The organism is Anaeromyxobacter dehalogenans 2CP-C, assembly GCF_000013385.1.
GTDB classification, from domain to species: Bacteria; Myxococcota; Myxococcia; order Myxococcales; family Anaeromyxobacteraceae; genus Anaeromyxobacter; species Anaeromyxobacter dehalogenans_B.
This window is the reverse complement of the sequence record NC_007760.1, coordinates 4,094,937-4,109,118: the sequence shown is the minus strand read 5'-3', so window position 1 is coordinate 4,109,118 and position 14,182 is coordinate 4,094,937. Positions and strand designations below refer to the sequence as shown.

Below are 14,182 nucleotides of genomic sequence, written 5' to 3'. Positions count from 1 at the left end.
CCGACGGGGCAGGCGAGCGTCTTCGCCTCCCCGGTGCTAAGTAAAAAAGAATGCCGGATCTCCTCCTGAAGATCGGATCCATCGTCCTCCTCCTCGGGGGGCTCATCTTCGTCCACGAGCTGGGCCACTTCGTGGTCGCGAAGCTGATGGGCGTGAAGGTCGTCCGCTTCTCGATCGGCTTCGGGCCCCGGCTGTTCGGGGTGCAGCGCGGCGAGACCGAGTACCGGATCGCGCTCCTGCCGCTGGGCGGCTACGTGAAGATGGCCGGCGACGATCCGTCCGAGTCGCTGGCGCCGGAGGACGCGGGCCGCGGCTTCCTGGAGCAGCGGCCCTGGAAGCGCCTGCTCATCGCGGTGGCCGGCCCGGCGGCGAACCTGATCTTCCCCGGCGTCATCTACGTCGCGCTCGCGCTCGCCCAGAACGGCCAGCCCGCGCCCGGCCCGGTGGTCGGCACGGTCGCGCCCGGGACCCCCGCCGCGGAGGCCGGCCTGCAGCCCGGGGATCGCATCCTGAGCGTGGCCGCGCCGGGGCAGCCCGCCGACCCGGTGCGCTACTTCTCCGACCTGCGCGACCTCGTGTCGCCGCACCCGGGCGAGCCGCTCACGTTCCGGGTGGAGCGGGACGGCGAGCAGCGGGCGCTCACCATCACGCCCGCGAGCGAGCAGGAGTCGAACCCCATCGAGTCCACCCGGCGCGGCGTGATCGGCGTGACGCCGACCTACCCGAGCGCGGTGGTGGCGCCGGTCCGGCCCGGCCTCGCCGGCCCGCTCGAGCCCTTCGACCTCGTGATCTCCGCCGGCGGGAAGCCGGTGCGCCACGCGGGCGATCTGGAGCACGCCGTGGCCGCGGCGCGCTGCGGCCCGCTCGACCTCGAGGTGGTGCGGGAGTCGCCGCGGACGCTTCCGGGCGTCGCGCTCGCCGACCACCGCGCCGTCTCGCTCCCGCAGGTGCCCACCTGCGCCGCCGGCGAGCGGACGTTCGCGGTGGCCGATCCGGCGGTGTCCACGTTCATCGCGACGGTGGTCCCGGGCAGCCCGGCCGAGAAGGCGGGGCTGCGCCGCGGCGACGCCATCGCCTCGGTGAACGGCAAGCCGGTCCGCTCCTTCCTGCGGGACGTGAACGCGTTCGGGCGCGACTTCCTGAAGGCGGGGACGCCGGTGCAGCTCGGGATGACCGACGGCCGTACGGTGGCGCTCGTGCCGGCGAACGAGACCTACCGGGACGAGATCACCGGCGAGCCGGCGCAGCGCCTGGTGCTCGGCTTCCAGCCGGATCAGCGCGACGCGGTGGATCCGATCGCGCTGCTGGCGGAGCAGGTGCCGCTCGCGCGCGGCGCGGTGGAGGCCTTCCAGCTCGCCTGGCGGCAGCTCCACGAGGTGGTGCGGCTGACGGTGCTCGGCATCGTCCGCATCGTCACCGGCGACATCAGCTTCAAGACGGTGGGCGGGCCCATCATGCTGTTCTCCATCGCCTCCGAGGCGGCGGAGGAGGGCTGGGGCTCGTTCCTGTTCAAGATGGCGCTCATCAGCGTGAACCTCGGCCTGATGAACCTGCTGCCCATCCCGGTCCTCGACGGCGGCCACATCGCGCAGGCGGCGCTGGAGGGCGTCACGCGGCGGCCGCTCTCGGTGCGGACCCGCGAGCTCGCGAACATCGTCGGCATCGTGCTGCTGTTCACGCTCATGCTGTTCGTGTTCAAGAACGACATCGTGCGCCTCATGCGGCCGATGGAGTAGAACCGGCCCGTGCTCGTCGCCGCCCTCGACACCGCCACCCTCACGCTGTCCTGCGCCCTCGTAGACCTCGACCCGGCCGGCGGGCCGGCGCGCGTCCGCTGCGAGCGCACCGAGCACGCCGTGAGCAAGCCCGCGCCGGGCCGGACCGGCGGCCACGGCGCGCGGCTCCCCTCCGCGCTCTCCGACCTGCTCACGGCGGAGGGGCTGACGCTGCCCGACGTCGAGGGCTACGCCATCGGCATCGGCCCCGGCTCGTTCACCGGCCTGCGCATCGGCCTCGCCACGTGGAAGGGGCTCGCCTACGCGAACCGGCGGCCCATCGCCGGCGCGTCGAGCCTGGCGGCGCTCGCGCTCGGCGCGGTCCCGGCGGCGCCCGAGGGCGCGCTGCTCGTGCCGCTCCTCGACGCGAAGAAGGGCGAGGTCTACGCCGGCTTCTACCGCGCCGTGCGCGGCGCGGTGGAGGCGGTGGCGCCGGACGCCGCGCTCGCCCCCGGCGCGCTCCTCGAGCGGCTCGCGGCGCTGCCCGGCGGCGCGGCCGCGCTCGCGTTCGGCGAGGGGCTCGCCGCGTACGCGCCGGCGCTCGAGGGCCGGCTGGCCCGCCTCGCGGACGCCCCGGCCGCCCCGCCCGCCGCCGCCATCGCGGCGCTCGCCGCCCCCGCGCTCCTCTCCCGCTCGTACGACGCGCAGGCGGTGTTCGCGCTCGAGCCGCACTACGTCCGCGCCAGCGAGGCGGAGCTCAAGTTTCCCCACGGCCTCGGGCCGGGCGCGCAGAAGCCCTGAGCCGCGCCGCCCGCCGCCCCCCGGTGAACGCCATGGAACCCGCCGTCTTCCGTCCCGCCGCACGCGCCGTGCTCCCGTCCCTCCTGCTGGGCGCGGTGGGCGGCGCGCTGGTCGGCGTGCTCGCCGGCATCCCGCCGGTGCTCGCGGCGCTGTTCGGCGGCGCCGCCGCGGCGGTCGCGCTCGGCGTGCGCCAGGTCACCGGCCTGCGCGCGGTGGCGGGCGAGGATGGGCTGCGCGTGCTCGGCCGCGAGGACGGCCTCGACGCCCGCTGGTCCGAGGTGCGGGTCGGCTTCGGGCAGAGCCCGCGCCCGGTCGGCCCGCCGCAGCGCTACGCCATCCTGGCCGACGCGCGCGGCCGCTCGTTCGCGTTCGCCGACCTCGCCGGCGCGCCGCCCTGCGCCCCCGTGCGCGGCCTCGACGGCGACGAGGTCGAGGTGACCGACCTGCGCGACGCGCCGCTGCTGCTCGCGCTCGTGGTCCAGCGGGCGCCGGCCTGGTTCGCGCTGCCCGCGGCCCTGCTCGCGCCGCCGCCGCAGCCCGGGGTGGAGCCGGGCACGGAGCCCGGCGTGGCGCCGGCGCCGGCGCGCTCCGGCGAGCGCCGCGCCAGCGTGGGGTTCCTGGGCGTGCTCGCGAAGCTGGGCGGCACGGTGCTGAAGGCGCTCAAGACCGCCAATCTCGGCTGGGCGGCCGCCTCGGCCGCGGCGTACGGCGTCATCTTCTCGTGGAAGTTCGCCCTCGCGCTCCTGCTCCAGCTCTTCGTGCACGAGTACGGCCACGTCCACGCCATGCGCCGCACCGGCATGCAGGTGCGCGGGATGTACTTCGTGCCGTTCCTCGGCGCGGTGGCGGTCACCGAGGACGCGTTCTCCTCGCGCTGGCAGCAGGCGTACGTGGCGCTCTCCGGGCCGATCTGGGGCTCGGTGTTCGCGCTGGTGCCGGCGGGGCTCTGGCTGTGGACGGGCGAGCCGATGTTCGCCGCGGTGGCGTCCTGGTGGGCGATCATCAACCTGTTCAACCTCATCCCGGTCTCGCCGCTCGACGGCGGCCGCCTCATGCAGGCGCTCGCGTACTCGTTCTCCTCGTCGCTCGGCCTGGCGCTCACCGTGCTCGGCCTGGGCGGCGCGGTGGCGGTGGGCAGCGCGCTCGGCTACGGGCTGGTCTGGCTGGTGGCGCTGCTCGGCGCGATGGAGCTGATGGGCGAGGCGCAGTCGCGCGCCGGCGGCCGCGCGCTGCGGCTCCTGCCGGAGCGCGCGCGCTTCGGGCCGGAGCACTTCCGCTACCTGCGCGCGGTGGTCGGGCCGCCGCTCGGCTCGCCGTCGGAGGCCATGTGGCTGCGCGGGCTGGAGCGGCTGGAGAAGGCGGCCCGCGCCGCGCCCATGTCCCCGCGGCAGATCGCCGCATGGGGGATCGCCTACGCCGCGCTCGCCGGCGGGCTCCTCGCGCTCGTGCACTTCCTGGCGCACGTGCCGGGCGCGAACGTGGCGGCGCAGCTGCTGAGTTGAGGCCCCGGAGGGCGCCTCTCGCTGCCGGCGGTTCACGGCGGCGCGCGGCCCGTCTAGCATCTCGCGCATGCACGTCTTCCTCACCGGCGCCACCGGGCTCATCGGCCGGCCGGCCGCGGCGGCGCTGCTCGCCCGTGGCCACGCGGTCACCGCGCTCACCCGCTCCGCCCCGCGGGCGGCGCTGCCGCCGGGCGTGCGGGTGCTGGAGGGCGATCCGGCGGCGCCGGGCGCCTGGGAGGAGGCGCTGGCGGGCTGCGACGCCTGCGTGCACCTCGCCGGCGAGCCGGTGGAGGGGCGCTGGACCGCCGCGAAGAAGCGGCGCATCCGCGACAGCCGGGTCCTCTCCACCGAGCGCATCGCCGCGGTGTTCCGGGCGGGCGGGCCGCGGGTGCTCGTGTCGGGGAGCGCGGTGGGCTTCTACGGCGCGCGCGGCGACGAGGTGCTCGACGAGGGCGCCGGGCCGGGCGAGGGGTTCCTCGCCGAGGTGTGCCAGGCGTGGGAGGCGGCGGCGCGGCCGGCCGAGGCGCGCGCCCGGGTCGTCTGGCTGCGCACCGGCATCGTGCTCGCGCGCGAGGGCGGGGCGCTGCCGCGGCTGGTGCAGCCGTTCCGGCTGCTCGCGGGCGGGCCGCTCGGGCGGGGCGACTTCTGGCAGCCCTGGATCCACCTCGACGACGAGGTCGGCCTCGTGCTCCTCGCGCTCGAGGACGCGCGCGCCGCCGGGCCGCTCAACGCCGCCGCCCCCGCGCCGGCGCGGAACCGCGACCTGGCGCAGGCGGTCGGGCGCGTCCTGCACCGCCCCGCGCTCGTGCGCACGCCCGAGCTGGCCGTGCGGCTCGCGGTGGGCGAGATGGCCGGGGTGGTCCTGGCGAGCCAGCGGGTGGTGCCGCGCCGCGCGCTCGACCTGGGCTACCGGTTCCGCTTCCCGGACCTGGACGCCGCGCTCGCGGACCTGCTCGCGCGGTAGCGCGCTTGCCGCCGCCGCCCCGGGCCGCTAGGTTCCGCCCCCCTTCCCGGAGGAACGCCGACATGCCGAAGCCCATCTCCGTCGCCCTCGTCGGCGCCACCGGCCTGGTCGGCCGCGCGGTACTCGACGCGCTGGGCGAGTCCAGCCTGCCGCTCTCGCGCCTGACGCTGCTCGCGTCGCAGCGCTCGGCCGGCACGCGCCTCGAGCACGCCGGGGCCGAGCTGCCGGTGGCGGCGCCGGCCGAGGGCGCGTTCCGCGGCGTGGACGCGGCGGTGTTCTGCGTCCCGCCCGAGGTCGCGCGGGAGTGGGCGCCGCGCGCGTGGGCAGAGGGCTGCGCGGTGGTGGACGCCTCGCCCGCGTTCCGGCTGGAGCCGGACGTGCCGCTGGTGGTCCCGGAGGTGAACGGCGCCGCGGTGGACGGCTTCCGGGCGCGCGGGGTGGTGGCGAGCCCGGGCGGCGCGGCGGCGGCGCTGTCGGTCGCGCTCGCGCCGCTGCACGCGGCCGCGGGGCTGGAGCGGGTCGTCGCGACCACGCTCGAGCCGGCCGCCTCCGCCGGCCACCGCGCCATCCAGCAGCTCGAGCGCGAGGCCATGGACCTCATGAACGGGCGCGAGCCCGAGCCGGGCGGCGCGGTGCCCCACCGGCTGGCGTTCAACCTGGTCCCGCAGGTGGGCGCGTTCCTCGAGGACGGCCGCACCGACGCGGAGGACCGGCTCGGCGCCGAGCTGCGGAAGGTGCTCGGCGCGCCCGGCCTGCGCGTCGCCGCCACCGCGGTGCGCGTGCCGGTGTTCTACGGGCAGGCGGCGGTGGTGACCGCGTCCACCGCGAGGGCGCTCCACGCGGCCGCGGCCCGCGATCTCCTGCGCCGGTCGCCGGGCGTGAAGGTGCTCGACGCGCCGGCGGAGGGCGTCTACCCGATGCCCATGCTGGCGGTGAACGACGACGCGGTGCTGGTCGGGCGGCTGCGCGACGACCCCTCGCAGGAGCACGGGCTCGAGCTGGTGGTGGTGTCGGACGAGCTGCGCAAGGGCGCCGCCACGAACCTGGTGCAGATCCTGGAGCGGCTGGCCGCGCTGCTGTAGGGCGCTGCCATTTTGTCAGCCTCGCCGGCAGGGCCGCGGAGCCTTTGCCAAATTGGCGCCGCGGGGCGTCCTGCCACGGGGCGCGGCGGCGCAACCGCGCGCCGCCCCTCGCGAACGCCCGCTTGCCCGGGTGGCGCTTCACTTGCACAATCCGCGCGTCATGAGACGCGCGATCCTCGCCGCCACACTCCTCGCGGCCCCGTTGCTGGCGGCCGGCCAGATCAACCCGACCGTCGGCACGGTGAAGCCCAGCTCGTCGCCCGAGGACGACTACATCAACCTGGCGCAGTGCACCGGGGCGGACCAGAGGCCGCTCGAGCTCATCTGGCAGATCCAGGTGAAGAGCGGCACGTTCTCGACCGGCGGCTGGTACCACGTGTTCGCGTCCAGCGCGGCCGCGTACACGACCGGCACGAACCAGGGCTATTGCGCCGAGAACGACGACACCACCAACGGAATCAAGTCCGCCGAGATCCGCAGCCTCATGGCCGACGATGCCTCCGTGCTCACGGCGGAGGCGTTCGACCCGGTCGCCATCGTCACGGCGGTGGGGCAGCAGGCGTGTACGGTCCAGGCGAAGACCATCTACATCTGCGTGCACTGGTACGACTCGAGCGGTACGCGGCGCGGGTTCGCCCAGGGCCAGGTGACGCTCAGCACCGCGAAGCCCGCCACCCCGGTGAACGTCAGCGTCACGCCCGGCGAGAACGCGCTCAACGTGAGCTGGGACGTCGGGACCGGCGGCGCCGAGCGGACCGAGGAGTACCAGGTCCTGGCCACCCCGACCGGCACCACCGACACCGTGTACTCGAAGCGGGTCACCGGGACGAGCCTGCGCCTCGGTGGGCTCACCAACGGCGTCACCTACGACGTCCAGGTGGTCGCGTACACCAAGTCGGGAAACCCGAGCGATCCGTCCGCCACCGTGAGCGCCACCCCGGTGCCGGTCTCCGACTTCTGGGAGCAGTACAAGGCGCGGGGCGGCACCGACTCCGGCGGCTGCGGCGCGGGCGGAACCGGCGCGCTCGCCATGATCGGCGCCGCCGCGCTCGCGGCGCTGCGCAGGAGGAAGCCGTGATGCGGTCCGCCACCCTGACGCTCGCGGCGCTCGCCGCGGCGGCGCTCCTCGCCGCCCCCGGGCCGGCGCGCGCGCAGCCCTCGCCGAAGCGCGGCTCCATCGAGCTCGGCGCGGGCAACTACACGCCCGACGTGGACTCCGGCTTCGCGAAGCCCGGGCCGTACGAGCAGGTGTTCGGCGGCGGGAAGGGCTGGATGTTCCGCGCCGGCATGGGCTACGCGCTCTACTCCGGCGTCGGCGTCGTCGAGGCCGGCTTCCGGAGCGGCTACTTCCGGCGCTCCGGGAAGGGCATCGTGGACGTCTCCGGCACCGACGTGCGGTCGGGCGACAAGACCACCTTCAACATCATCCCCACCAGCCTCACGCTCACCTACCGCTTCGACTGGATGGCGGAGCAGTGGCACGTGCCGCTCGCGCCGTACGCGCGCCTCGCGGCCGAGCGCTACAACTGGTGGGTGACCGACGGCCGCGGCAAGTCGGTCGAGTCCGGCGCCACCAACGGCTGGTCCTGGACCGCTGGCGTGGCGCTGCTGCTCGACGTCATCGACCCGGGCAGCGCCCGCGACCTCGACCGCGAGACCGGCCTCAACCACACCTACCTGTTCTTCGACGTCACGCAGGCGAAGGTGGACGACTTCGGCTCGAAGAAGAGCTGGGACCTGTCGAACAAGGACCTGGCGATGGCCGGGGGCCTGATGTTCGTGTTTTAGGCGCTGGGCGGCCCCTCGACTCCGCCCGCCTGCGGCGGGCTACGCTCGGGGCGATCGGGTCGTGAGCGCGGATCCTTCGGCCCGCTAGAGCTTCCGGTGCTTCAGCGCCGGGAGCTCGAGGCGGACCTGCTCCAGCCGCTCGCGGCGGAACGGGGCCACGCACACGCCCTCGCCGTCCGGGCAGCGGGCGAGCACCACGCCCCACGGGTCCACGATCATCGCGTTCCCGAACGTCTGCCGGCTGGCGGAGTGGCGGCCCACCTGCGCCGGCGCCATCACGTAGGCCAGGTTCTCGATGGCGCGCGCGCGGAGCAGGACCTCCCAGTGGTCCTTGCCGGTGAACAGCGTGAACGCGGCCGGGATGGTGATCACCTCGGCGCCGAGCGCGGCCAGCTTCCGGTACAGCTCGGGGAAGCGCAGGTCGTAGCAGACGGTGAGCCCGATCCGCCCGAGCGGCGTCGGCGCGATCACGACCTTGTCGCCGGGCACCACCACCTCGGACTCGGCGTAGCGCGCGCCGTCGGGGATGGAGACGTCGAACAGGTGGATCTTGCGGTACGCGGCCGCCACCCGGCCGTCGTCGGCGATGAGCACGCTCGTGTTGGCGGTCTTGCCCGGGTCGTCCACCTTCTCCGCGATCGACCCGGCCAGCACGTACACGCCGCGCCGCCGCGCCACCTCGGAGAGCGCCTTCACCGTGGGGCCCTCCAGCGTCTCGGCGCCGGCCCGGCGGCCCTCCTCGGGCCCCATGTACGCGAAGTTCTCGGGCAGGCCGATCAGCCTCGCCCCGAGGTCGGCCGCCTCGTTCACCAGCCGGACCGCGGTCTCGAGGTTCCGGGACCGGTCCGCCGTGGACGTCATCTGCACCGCGCCGAGCAGGTAGGTGGGAGCAGGCATGGGCTCTCCTTAGCATTCCCGGGCGGGACGTTGCAGGCCCGCGTCACGGGACGGCGCGCGATCCCGCTGTTCCCGAACGGACCGCCGCTGTCTAGACTTGCCGGCGATGCCCGGCTTCTACACGACGTTCGAGGCAGCCCGTCTCCTCGGCGTCTCGCTGCCCACGGTGGTGAACTGGATCGAGGCCCGGCGCCTCAAGGCGCACCGGACGCCCGGCGGTCACCGGCGCATCGCGCGCGAGGAGCTGGCCGCGTTCATGCTCCGGCACGGGATGCCCGTGCCCGACGAGCTGTCCGGCGCGGCGCCGGCGCGCCGCAAGGTGCTGGTGGTGGCGGAGCCCGGCCCGGCGCGGGAGGGGACGGCGCGCCAGCTCGCCGTGGCCGGCTACGCGGTGGAGCAGGCCGCCCCCGGGTTCGCGGCGGGCGCGACGGCGGCGCGCTTCGCGCCCGACGCGGTGGTGCTGCACGCGAGCGGGCCGGACGGGGGAGAGTCGCTGCGTGCGTTCCGGGCGGATCGCGAGCTGGCGGGGGTGCCGGTGGTGGCGGTCGCGCACGCCGACTGGGGCGAGCCGCTCCGCGAGGCCGGCTGCGCCGCCGCGGTGACGCGGCCGCTCGTGGACGGCGCGCTCGCCGCCGCGGTGGACGCGGCGCTCCGCGCCAGCGGGCCGGCCCCCCTGAAGATCCGCGGCGGCCGCCGCGCGCGCGCGAAGCGCGCCGGCGACGCGGATTGAACCGGGGGCCCGCCCGCCGCTATCCTGCGGCTCCGCCCGCCGCGCGGGCAGCCATGCGCCCGTCCGCCCGCCCGCTCGCCGCCCTGCTCGTCGCCGCCTGTGCCGCGTGCGCCGGCGCCGGCGCGCGGCCCGCTGCGGCCCCGGGGGCGCCGCCGCCCGCAGCCGCCCGGACGATCTCGCCCCGCGCCATCGCGCACTACCTCGAGGCGCGCCGCGCGCGGGGAGCCGGCGACGACGCCGGCGCGGTGGAGGCGCTCCGCCGCGCGGTGGCCTACGACGAGGCCAGCCCCGAGCTGCACGCCTCGCTCGCCGAGGCGCTCGCGCGGGCGGGGCAGGAGGAGCTGGCCGAGGGGGAGGCCCGGCGTGCCGTGGCGCTCGCCGCGGGCGGCCCGGCGGCGTCGCAGGCGCACCTGCTGCTCGCCGACCTCGCCGAGGCGCGCGGGGAGCGCGAGCGCGAGCTCGAGGAGCTGCGCGCGGCCATCCGGATCGAGGAGGCGCTGGGGCGCGCCGGCGAGCGGCCGGATCCCGAGCCGTGGCGGCGGCTGATCGACGCGTACCTGGAGGCGGGAGACGAGGCCGCGGCGGAGCGTGTCCGGGCCTGGGCCCGGACCGCCGGCGCGCCTTGACCCCGCCGCCCCCGGCCGCTAGCGTCCCGCCGATGCCGCTCCCCACCTTCCCGTCCGACGCCGAGGCGAGGCACGAGGAAGGGTTCATCAACTCGGCCGATCACCTGCGCCTGTACTGGCAGCGCTTCACGCCCCCGGCGCCGCGCGCCACCGTGGCGGTGCTGCACGGCGGCGGCGATCACTGCGGCCGCTACGCCGGGATCACCGCCGCGCTGGTGCGCGCCGGGTTCCAGGTGGCGCTGCTCGACTTCCGCGGCCACGGCCAGTCCGACGGCCGGCGCTGGCACGTGGACGCGTTCGCCGACTACCTCGCCGACCTCGACGCGCTGGTGGCGAAGCTCGCCCAGGACGGCGTCGCCGCCGAGCGGCTCTTCGTGCTCGCCCACAGCCAGGGGGCGCTCATCGCGACGCTCTGGGGGCTGAGCGGCCGCGGGCGCCACGTGAGCGGGTTCGTGCTCACCTCGCCGTTCTACGCGCTCGCCAGCCGCGCGCCGCTCGCGAAGCTCCTCGCCGCCCGCACCCTGGGCCGGCTCGTGCCCTGGCTGCCCATCTCGTCCGGCCTCGACCCGGCCGACCTGACGTCGGATCCCGACCTGCAGAAGTGGACCGCCCGCGACCCGCTCTACGGGCGGGTGACGACGCCGCGCTGGTTCGAGGAGGCGCGGCGCGCGCAGGCCGAGGTGGCGCGGCGGGCAGGGGAGTGGACGGCCCCGCTGCTCGTGCTCGCGGCCGGCGCCGACCGCGTGGTGGGGCTCGACGCGACGCGCGCCTTCGTCTCGGCCGCGGGAGCCACCGACAAGCGGCTCGAGGTGTACGAGGGGTTCCGACACGAGGTGCTGAACGAGGTCGAGCGGGCGAGGCCGATCGCCGAGGCGGTCGCCTGGCTCTCGGCGCGCGCGCCGCGTTGAACGTTGCGTGTGTGCGCGGAACACCCTGTTGACTGGCCCTCGAACGGACCTCTATCCTGCGCGGGTCTTACGAACCGATGTTCGTCGGGGGATCACCAGAGGCTCGTGGAGGGCTGCGGAACATGGCTGGCATCGAGAAGGTCCCGGCGTCGCGCGCCGGCGCGCACACGGTCATCGGAAGCTCGATCGTCATCGACGGCGAGATCTCGGGCGACGAGGACCTGGTGATCCAGGGCACCGTCAAGGGCCGCATCAGCCTGCGAGAGAGCCTCTTCGTCGAGTCGTCGGGCGTCATCGAGGCGGACATCGAGACGGCGAACGTCGAGGTGTCGGGCCAGGTGACGGGGAACATCAACGCGAGCGACAAGGTCGAGCTGAAGGCCGACTGCAAGGTGGTCGGCGACATCCGCGCGCCGCGCATCCTGATCGCCGACGGCGCCCTGTTCAAGGGCAACGTGGACATGGAAGTCCGCGAAACCAAGGGGAAGTGAGCCGTGGCGACCACTGACGGCAGCACCATCATCGGCGAGTCGATCCTCATCAGCGGTTCCCTCAACGGCGACGAGGACCTCACGGTCCGCGGCCGCGTCGAGGGCACGCTGACCCTCACCAAGACCCTGGTGGTCGAGCCCACCGGCACGGTCAAGGCCGAGGTCCAGGTCCGCAACTGCGTGATCGCGGGCGCGGTGGTCGGCAACGTGACCGCCACCGAGTCGGTCGAGATCACCCGGGAAGGCCGGATGGTCGGCGACATCCAGGCTCCGCGCGTCATCATCGTGGACGGCGCGAGCTTCCGCGGCCGCATCGACATGGGCGAGGTGGAGATCGAGGCCGAGCCCGAGGCCCGCGCCGCCCGCGCGGTCGCGGCGCCCCCGGCCCGCCCCGCGCTGCGCCCCGCGCCGCGCCCGGCCCCCGCGCCGGTCCCGCGCCCCGAGGTCCGCAAGGCGGAGGAGCCGTCCGCTCCGAGGCCGCCCGCTCCCCCGGCGCCGGTCGCCATGGGCGCGGTGAAGCGCAAGGTGATCGTGAAGCGGAAGTAGTCCCGATCCCGCGCGGAGTGGAGGAGGGGACCGGGCTGCGACCCGGCCCCTGCCCCGGCCCGCGGGCCCCGCGCGGATCGAGCGGAGGTGGACGTGGAGCTCGAACCGCGCACCGCGGCGCCCGCCCATGCGACGGGCGCCGTCGAGTTCGTACCGCTCTCGGCGCTCGCGCTGGACGCGACGTTCCGCGTCCGCGAGGAGGGCGACGTCTCCGCCCTGGCCGCGTCCATCGGCCGCCTCGGGCAGCTCGTGCCGGTCGAGCTGCGGCCGCTGCCCGGCGCGGGCACCGACGGCCCCCGCTTCCAGGTGGTGGCCGGGTTCCGGCGCATCGCCGCGCTGCGCATGCTGATGCGCGGCCGCGTGCTGGCGCGCCTGCACGCGACGCTCGACGACGACGACGCCTGGGGCCTCGCGCTCGGGCAGGCGCTCCTCACCGAGCCGCTCGACCGCGACGGCCTGCGGCTGCTGCGCGAGCGGCTGGAGCAGACCGGCGTCGCGCCCTGGGCCGAGGACCTGCTCGACGACGCGCTGGTGCGCGCGCCCGTCGAGCCCGAGCTGCGCGAGCGCTTCTTCGAGTTCCTCACCGCCGGGCCCGCCGCCGACGCGGCCGGGCCTGCCCCCGACGACGACGGCGGCCTCGAGCCGGAGCCGGCGCCGCACCACCTCGAGGTCGTGGCAGCGCCCGCGGCCGAGTCCGGGTCCGGCGAGGGCGGGGCGGGCGGCGAGGGCGCGGCGGGGGAGGAGGAGGTCACCCCCGAGGAGCTCGTTGCGGACGTGGCGGCGCGGCTGTACCAGGTGAACGCGGACCTGGCGGTGGCGTTCGAGTCCTGGCGCGAGCTGCCGGCCGACGGCCGCCGCGCGGTGCTCGAGCAGGTCCGCTGGATGGCCGAGCTGCTCCCCCACCTCGAGCGCAGGGAGGACGAACCATGAGCCTGGAACGGGATCGCGCGCGGCTGCTCGAGCTCCTGCGCAGCCTGTCGTTCGAGCGGCGCAAGGTGATCCTCGCCTCCGGCAAGGAGAGCGACTTCTACATCGACTGCAAGCGCACCGCGCTCACCGCCGAGGGGCACGTGCTCGTCGGCCGGCTGCTGCTCGAGCGAGTGCGCGGCCTCACGCCGGCGGTGCGCGGCGTGGGCGGGCTCACGCTGGGCGCGGACCCGATCGCGAGCGCGGTGGCGCTCACCAGCTTCCTGGACGGCGGCGCCGGCGCGGCGGTGGACGCGTTCATCGTGCGCAAGGAGCCGAAGGGCCACGGCACCGGCCAGTGGATCGAGGGGCGCAAGACCCTCCCCGACGGCAGCCGCGTGGCGGTGATCGAGGACGTGGTGACCACCGGCGGCTCGGCGCTGAAGGCGATCGAGCGCTGCCGCGCCGAGCACCTGGTCCCGGTGGCCTGCCTGGCGCTCGTGGACCGGCAGGAGGGCGGGCGCGAGGCCATCGAGGCCCAGGGCGTGCCGCTGCAGGCGCTGTTCACCCGCGCGGACTTCATGTCATGAGGCTGCGCTCGCTCGCCGCCGCCGCGCTCGCGCTGGCGCTCGCCGGCTGCCCGTTCCACCCGCGCCAGCCGGTCCCCGGGCCGCGCGAGGGCGAGTGGTCCGACCTGCGCGCCGCCGCCACGCGCCGGGCGACGCTCTACGACGGCCTCGAGCACCGCGCCACCGCCACCGCCACGCACCTCGGCCTCGCCGAGCGCGAGGCGCGCGCCCGCCGGCTGGCCGCGTGGCTCGGCTGGACCGCCGCCGAGCTCGACGCCCGGCTCGCCACCGAGCGCGCCGAGGCGGCCGCGGGCGAGGAGTTCCTGCTCGCGCTCTACACCGCGAACGGCAAGCAGAACGACCTGGACGCGCCGAGGAGCATCTGGCGCGTGGCGGTGCGGGCCGACGAGGACGAGCTGCTCGCGTCGAAGGTCGAGGTGCTCGACGTGGACGCCACGCTGATCGGGCTGTTCCCGTACGTGGGCACGTTCGACGTCGTCTACCGGGTGCGCTTCCCCAGCGCGAAGGCGCCGCTGGAGGGCCGGCCCTACGTGCTCGCGATCACGAGCGCCCTCGGCCGGATGGACCTCGACTTCGGCGTCATGCCCGAGCCGTCGCGGCTCGAGTCGGACCCCGACCTGTAGGCCGCGCGCGGCG

General features: G+C 75.9%; 16 protein-coding genes. 15 read left to right on the top strand and 1 reads right to left on the bottom strand.

Features of this window, described 5'->3' with window-relative positions:
- The first annotated feature begins 50 nt into the window (after positions 1–50).
- The 7 genes from rseP to ADEH_RS18475 all read left to right on the top strand — a co-directional run bounded on the left by rseP (position 51) and on the right by ADEH_RS18475 (position 7,852).
- Positions 51–1,736: an RIP metalloprotease RseP gene (gene rseP / locus ADEH_RS18505; RefSeq protein ID WP_011422630.1), complete on the top strand. Its 1,686-nt coding sequence runs from the start codon at positions 51–53 to the stop codon at positions 1,734–1,736.
- A 9-nt stretch (positions 1,737–1,745) separates the two neighbouring features.
- Positions 1,746–2,516, top strand: coding sequence for a tRNA (adenosine(37)-N6)-threonylcarbamoyltransferase complex dimerization subunit type 1 TsaB (gene tsaB / locus ADEH_RS18500; protein WP_011422629.1), 771 nt, complete (start codon positions 1,746–1,748; stop codon positions 2,514–2,516).
- A gap of 32 nt (positions 2,517–2,548) precedes the next feature.
- Positions 2,549–4,018, top strand: coding sequence for a metalloprotease (locus ADEH_RS18495; protein WP_011422628.1), 1,470 nt, complete (start codon positions 2,549–2,551; stop codon positions 4,016–4,018).
- Positions 4,019–4,085: 67 nt separating this feature from the next.
- A complete protein-coding gene (locus ADEH_RS18490) occupies positions 4,086–4,982 on the top strand; it encodes a TIGR01777 family oxidoreductase (RefSeq protein WP_011422627.1) in 897 nt (298 codons plus the stop codon).
- Positions 4,983–5,044: 62 nt separating this feature from the next.
- Positions 5,045–6,064 carry an aspartate-semialdehyde dehydrogenase gene (locus ADEH_RS18485; protein WP_011422626.1) on the top strand — a complete coding sequence of 340 codons (1,020 nt, stop codon included), beginning with the start codon at positions 5,045–5,047 and terminating at the stop codon, positions 6,062–6,064.
- Positions 6,065–6,224: 160 nt separating this feature from the next.
- Complete coding sequence (locus ADEH_RS18480; protein WP_049760136.1) at positions 6,225–7,142, top strand: fibronectin type III domain-containing protein; 918 nt, start codon at positions 6,225–6,227, stop codon at positions 7,140–7,142.
- Positions 7,142–7,852, top strand: coding sequence for an MXAN_2562 family outer membrane beta-barrel protein (locus ADEH_RS18475; protein WP_011422624.1), 711 nt, complete (start codon positions 7,142–7,144; stop codon positions 7,850–7,852). The genes ADEH_RS18480 and ADEH_RS18475 overlap by 1 nt, the downstream gene beginning before the upstream one ends.
- An 84-nt stretch (positions 7,853–7,936) precedes the next feature.
- On the opposite strand, the gene ADEH_RS18470 is transcribed toward ADEH_RS18475, so the two are convergent.
- Positions 7,937–8,749, bottom strand: coding sequence for a carbon-nitrogen hydrolase family protein (locus tag ADEH_RS18470; protein WP_011422623.1), 813 nt, complete (start codon positions 8,747–8,749; stop codon positions 7,937–7,939).
- 106 nt (positions 8,750–8,855) lie between these two features.
- On the opposite strand from ADEH_RS18470, the gene ADEH_RS18465 reads away from it, so the two are divergent.
- From ADEH_RS18465 to ADEH_RS18430, 8 genes are all read left to right on the top strand, one after another.
- Positions 8,856–9,479, top strand: coding sequence for an excisionase family DNA-binding protein (locus tag ADEH_RS18465; protein WP_011422622.1), 624 nt, complete (start codon positions 8,856–8,858; stop codon positions 9,477–9,479).
- 53 nt (positions 9,480–9,532) lie between these two features.
- Positions 9,533–10,105: a ribonuclease E gene (locus ADEH_RS18460; RefSeq protein ID WP_011422621.1), complete on the top strand. Its 573-nt coding sequence runs from the start codon at positions 9,533–9,535 to the stop codon at positions 10,103–10,105.
- Positions 10,106–10,137: 32 nt separating this feature from the next.
- Positions 10,138–11,013: an alpha/beta hydrolase gene (locus ADEH_RS18455; RefSeq protein WP_011422620.1), complete on the top strand. Its 876-nt coding sequence runs from the start codon at positions 10,138–10,140 to the stop codon at positions 11,011–11,013.
- A gap of 122 nt (positions 11,014–11,135) precedes the next feature.
- Positions 11,136–11,504 carry a bactofilin family protein gene (locus ADEH_RS18450; protein ID WP_012527618.1) on the top strand — a complete coding sequence of 123 codons (369 nt, stop codon included), beginning with the start codon at positions 11,136–11,138 and terminating at the stop codon, positions 11,502–11,504.
- Between the two features lie 3 nt (positions 11,505–11,507).
- Complete coding sequence (locus ADEH_RS18445) at positions 11,508–12,050, top strand: bactofilin family protein (RefSeq protein WP_011422618.1); 543 nt, start codon at positions 11,508–11,510, stop codon at positions 12,048–12,050.
- 93 nt (positions 12,051–12,143) lie between these two features.
- Positions 12,144–12,980 (top strand): ParB N-terminal domain-containing protein, encoded by an 837-nt coding sequence (locus ADEH_RS18440; RefSeq protein WP_041453962.1) that lies wholly within the window; start codon positions 12,144–12,146, stop codon positions 12,978–12,980.
- Entirely contained in the window at positions 12,977–13,546 is a 570-nt protein-coding gene (gene pyrE, locus ADEH_RS18435) for an orotate phosphoribosyltransferase (RefSeq protein ID WP_011422616.1), read from the top strand. Before ADEH_RS18440 ends, pyrE begins: the two co-directional genes overlap by 4 nt.
- Positions 13,543–14,169, top strand: a complete 627-nt coding sequence (locus ADEH_RS18430) for a hypothetical protein (protein ID WP_011422615.1) — start codon at positions 13,543–13,545, stop codon at positions 14,167–14,169. Before pyrE ends, ADEH_RS18430 begins: the two co-directional genes overlap by 4 nt.
- Positions 14,170–14,182 lie beyond the last annotated feature (13 nt).

Excerpts from the sequence above, each read along its gene's own strand:
- ADEH_RS18450 (WP_012527618.1), top strand. The coding sequence starts at position 11,136 with ATGGCTGGCATCGAGAAGGTCCCGGCGTCGCGCGCCGGCGCGCACACG.
- ADEH_RS18455 (WP_011422620.1), top strand. The coding sequence starts at position 10,138 with ATGCCGCTCCCCACCTTCCCGTCCGACGCCGAGGCGAGGCACGAGGAA.
- ADEH_RS18465 (WP_011422622.1), top strand. The coding sequence starts at position 8,856 with ATGCCCGGCTTCTACACGACGTTCGAGGCAGCCCGTCTCCTCGGCGTC.
- ADEH_RS18430 (WP_011422615.1), top strand. The coding sequence starts at position 13,543 with ATGAGGCTGCGCTCGCTCGCCGCCGCCGCGCTCGCGCTGGCGCTCGCC.
- ADEH_RS18490 (WP_011422627.1), top strand. The coding sequence starts at position 4,086 with ATGCACGTCTTCCTCACCGGCGCCACCGGGCTCATCGGCCGGCCGGCC.
- rseP (WP_011422630.1), top strand. The coding sequence starts at position 51 with ATGCCGGATCTCCTCCTGAAGATCGGATCCATCGTCCTCCTCCTCGGG.
- ADEH_RS18495 (WP_011422628.1), top strand. The coding sequence starts at position 2,549 with ATGGAACCCGCCGTCTTCCGTCCCGCCGCACGCGCCGTGCTCCCGTCC.
- ADEH_RS18480 (WP_049760136.1), top strand. The coding sequence starts at position 6,225 with ATGAGACGCGCGATCCTCGCCGCCACACTCCTCGCGGCCCCGTTGCTG.
- ADEH_RS18485 (WP_011422626.1), top strand. The coding sequence starts at position 5,045 with ATGCCGAAGCCCATCTCCGTCGCCCTCGTCGGCGCCACCGGCCTGGTC.
- ADEH_RS18460 (WP_011422621.1), top strand. The coding sequence starts at position 9,533 with ATGCGCCCGTCCGCCCGCCCGCTCGCCGCCCTGCTCGTCGCCGCCTGT.
- ADEH_RS18475 (WP_011422624.1), top strand. The coding sequence starts at position 7,142 with ATGCGGTCCGCCACCCTGACGCTCGCGGCGCTCGCCGCGGCGGCGCTC.
- pyrE (WP_011422616.1), top strand. The coding sequence starts at position 12,977 with ATGAGCCTGGAACGGGATCGCGCGCGGCTGCTCGAGCTCCTGCGCAGC.
- ADEH_RS18470 (WP_011422623.1), bottom strand. The coding sequence starts at position 8,749 with ATGCCTGCTCCCACCTACCTGCTCGGCGCGGTGCAGATGACGTCCACG.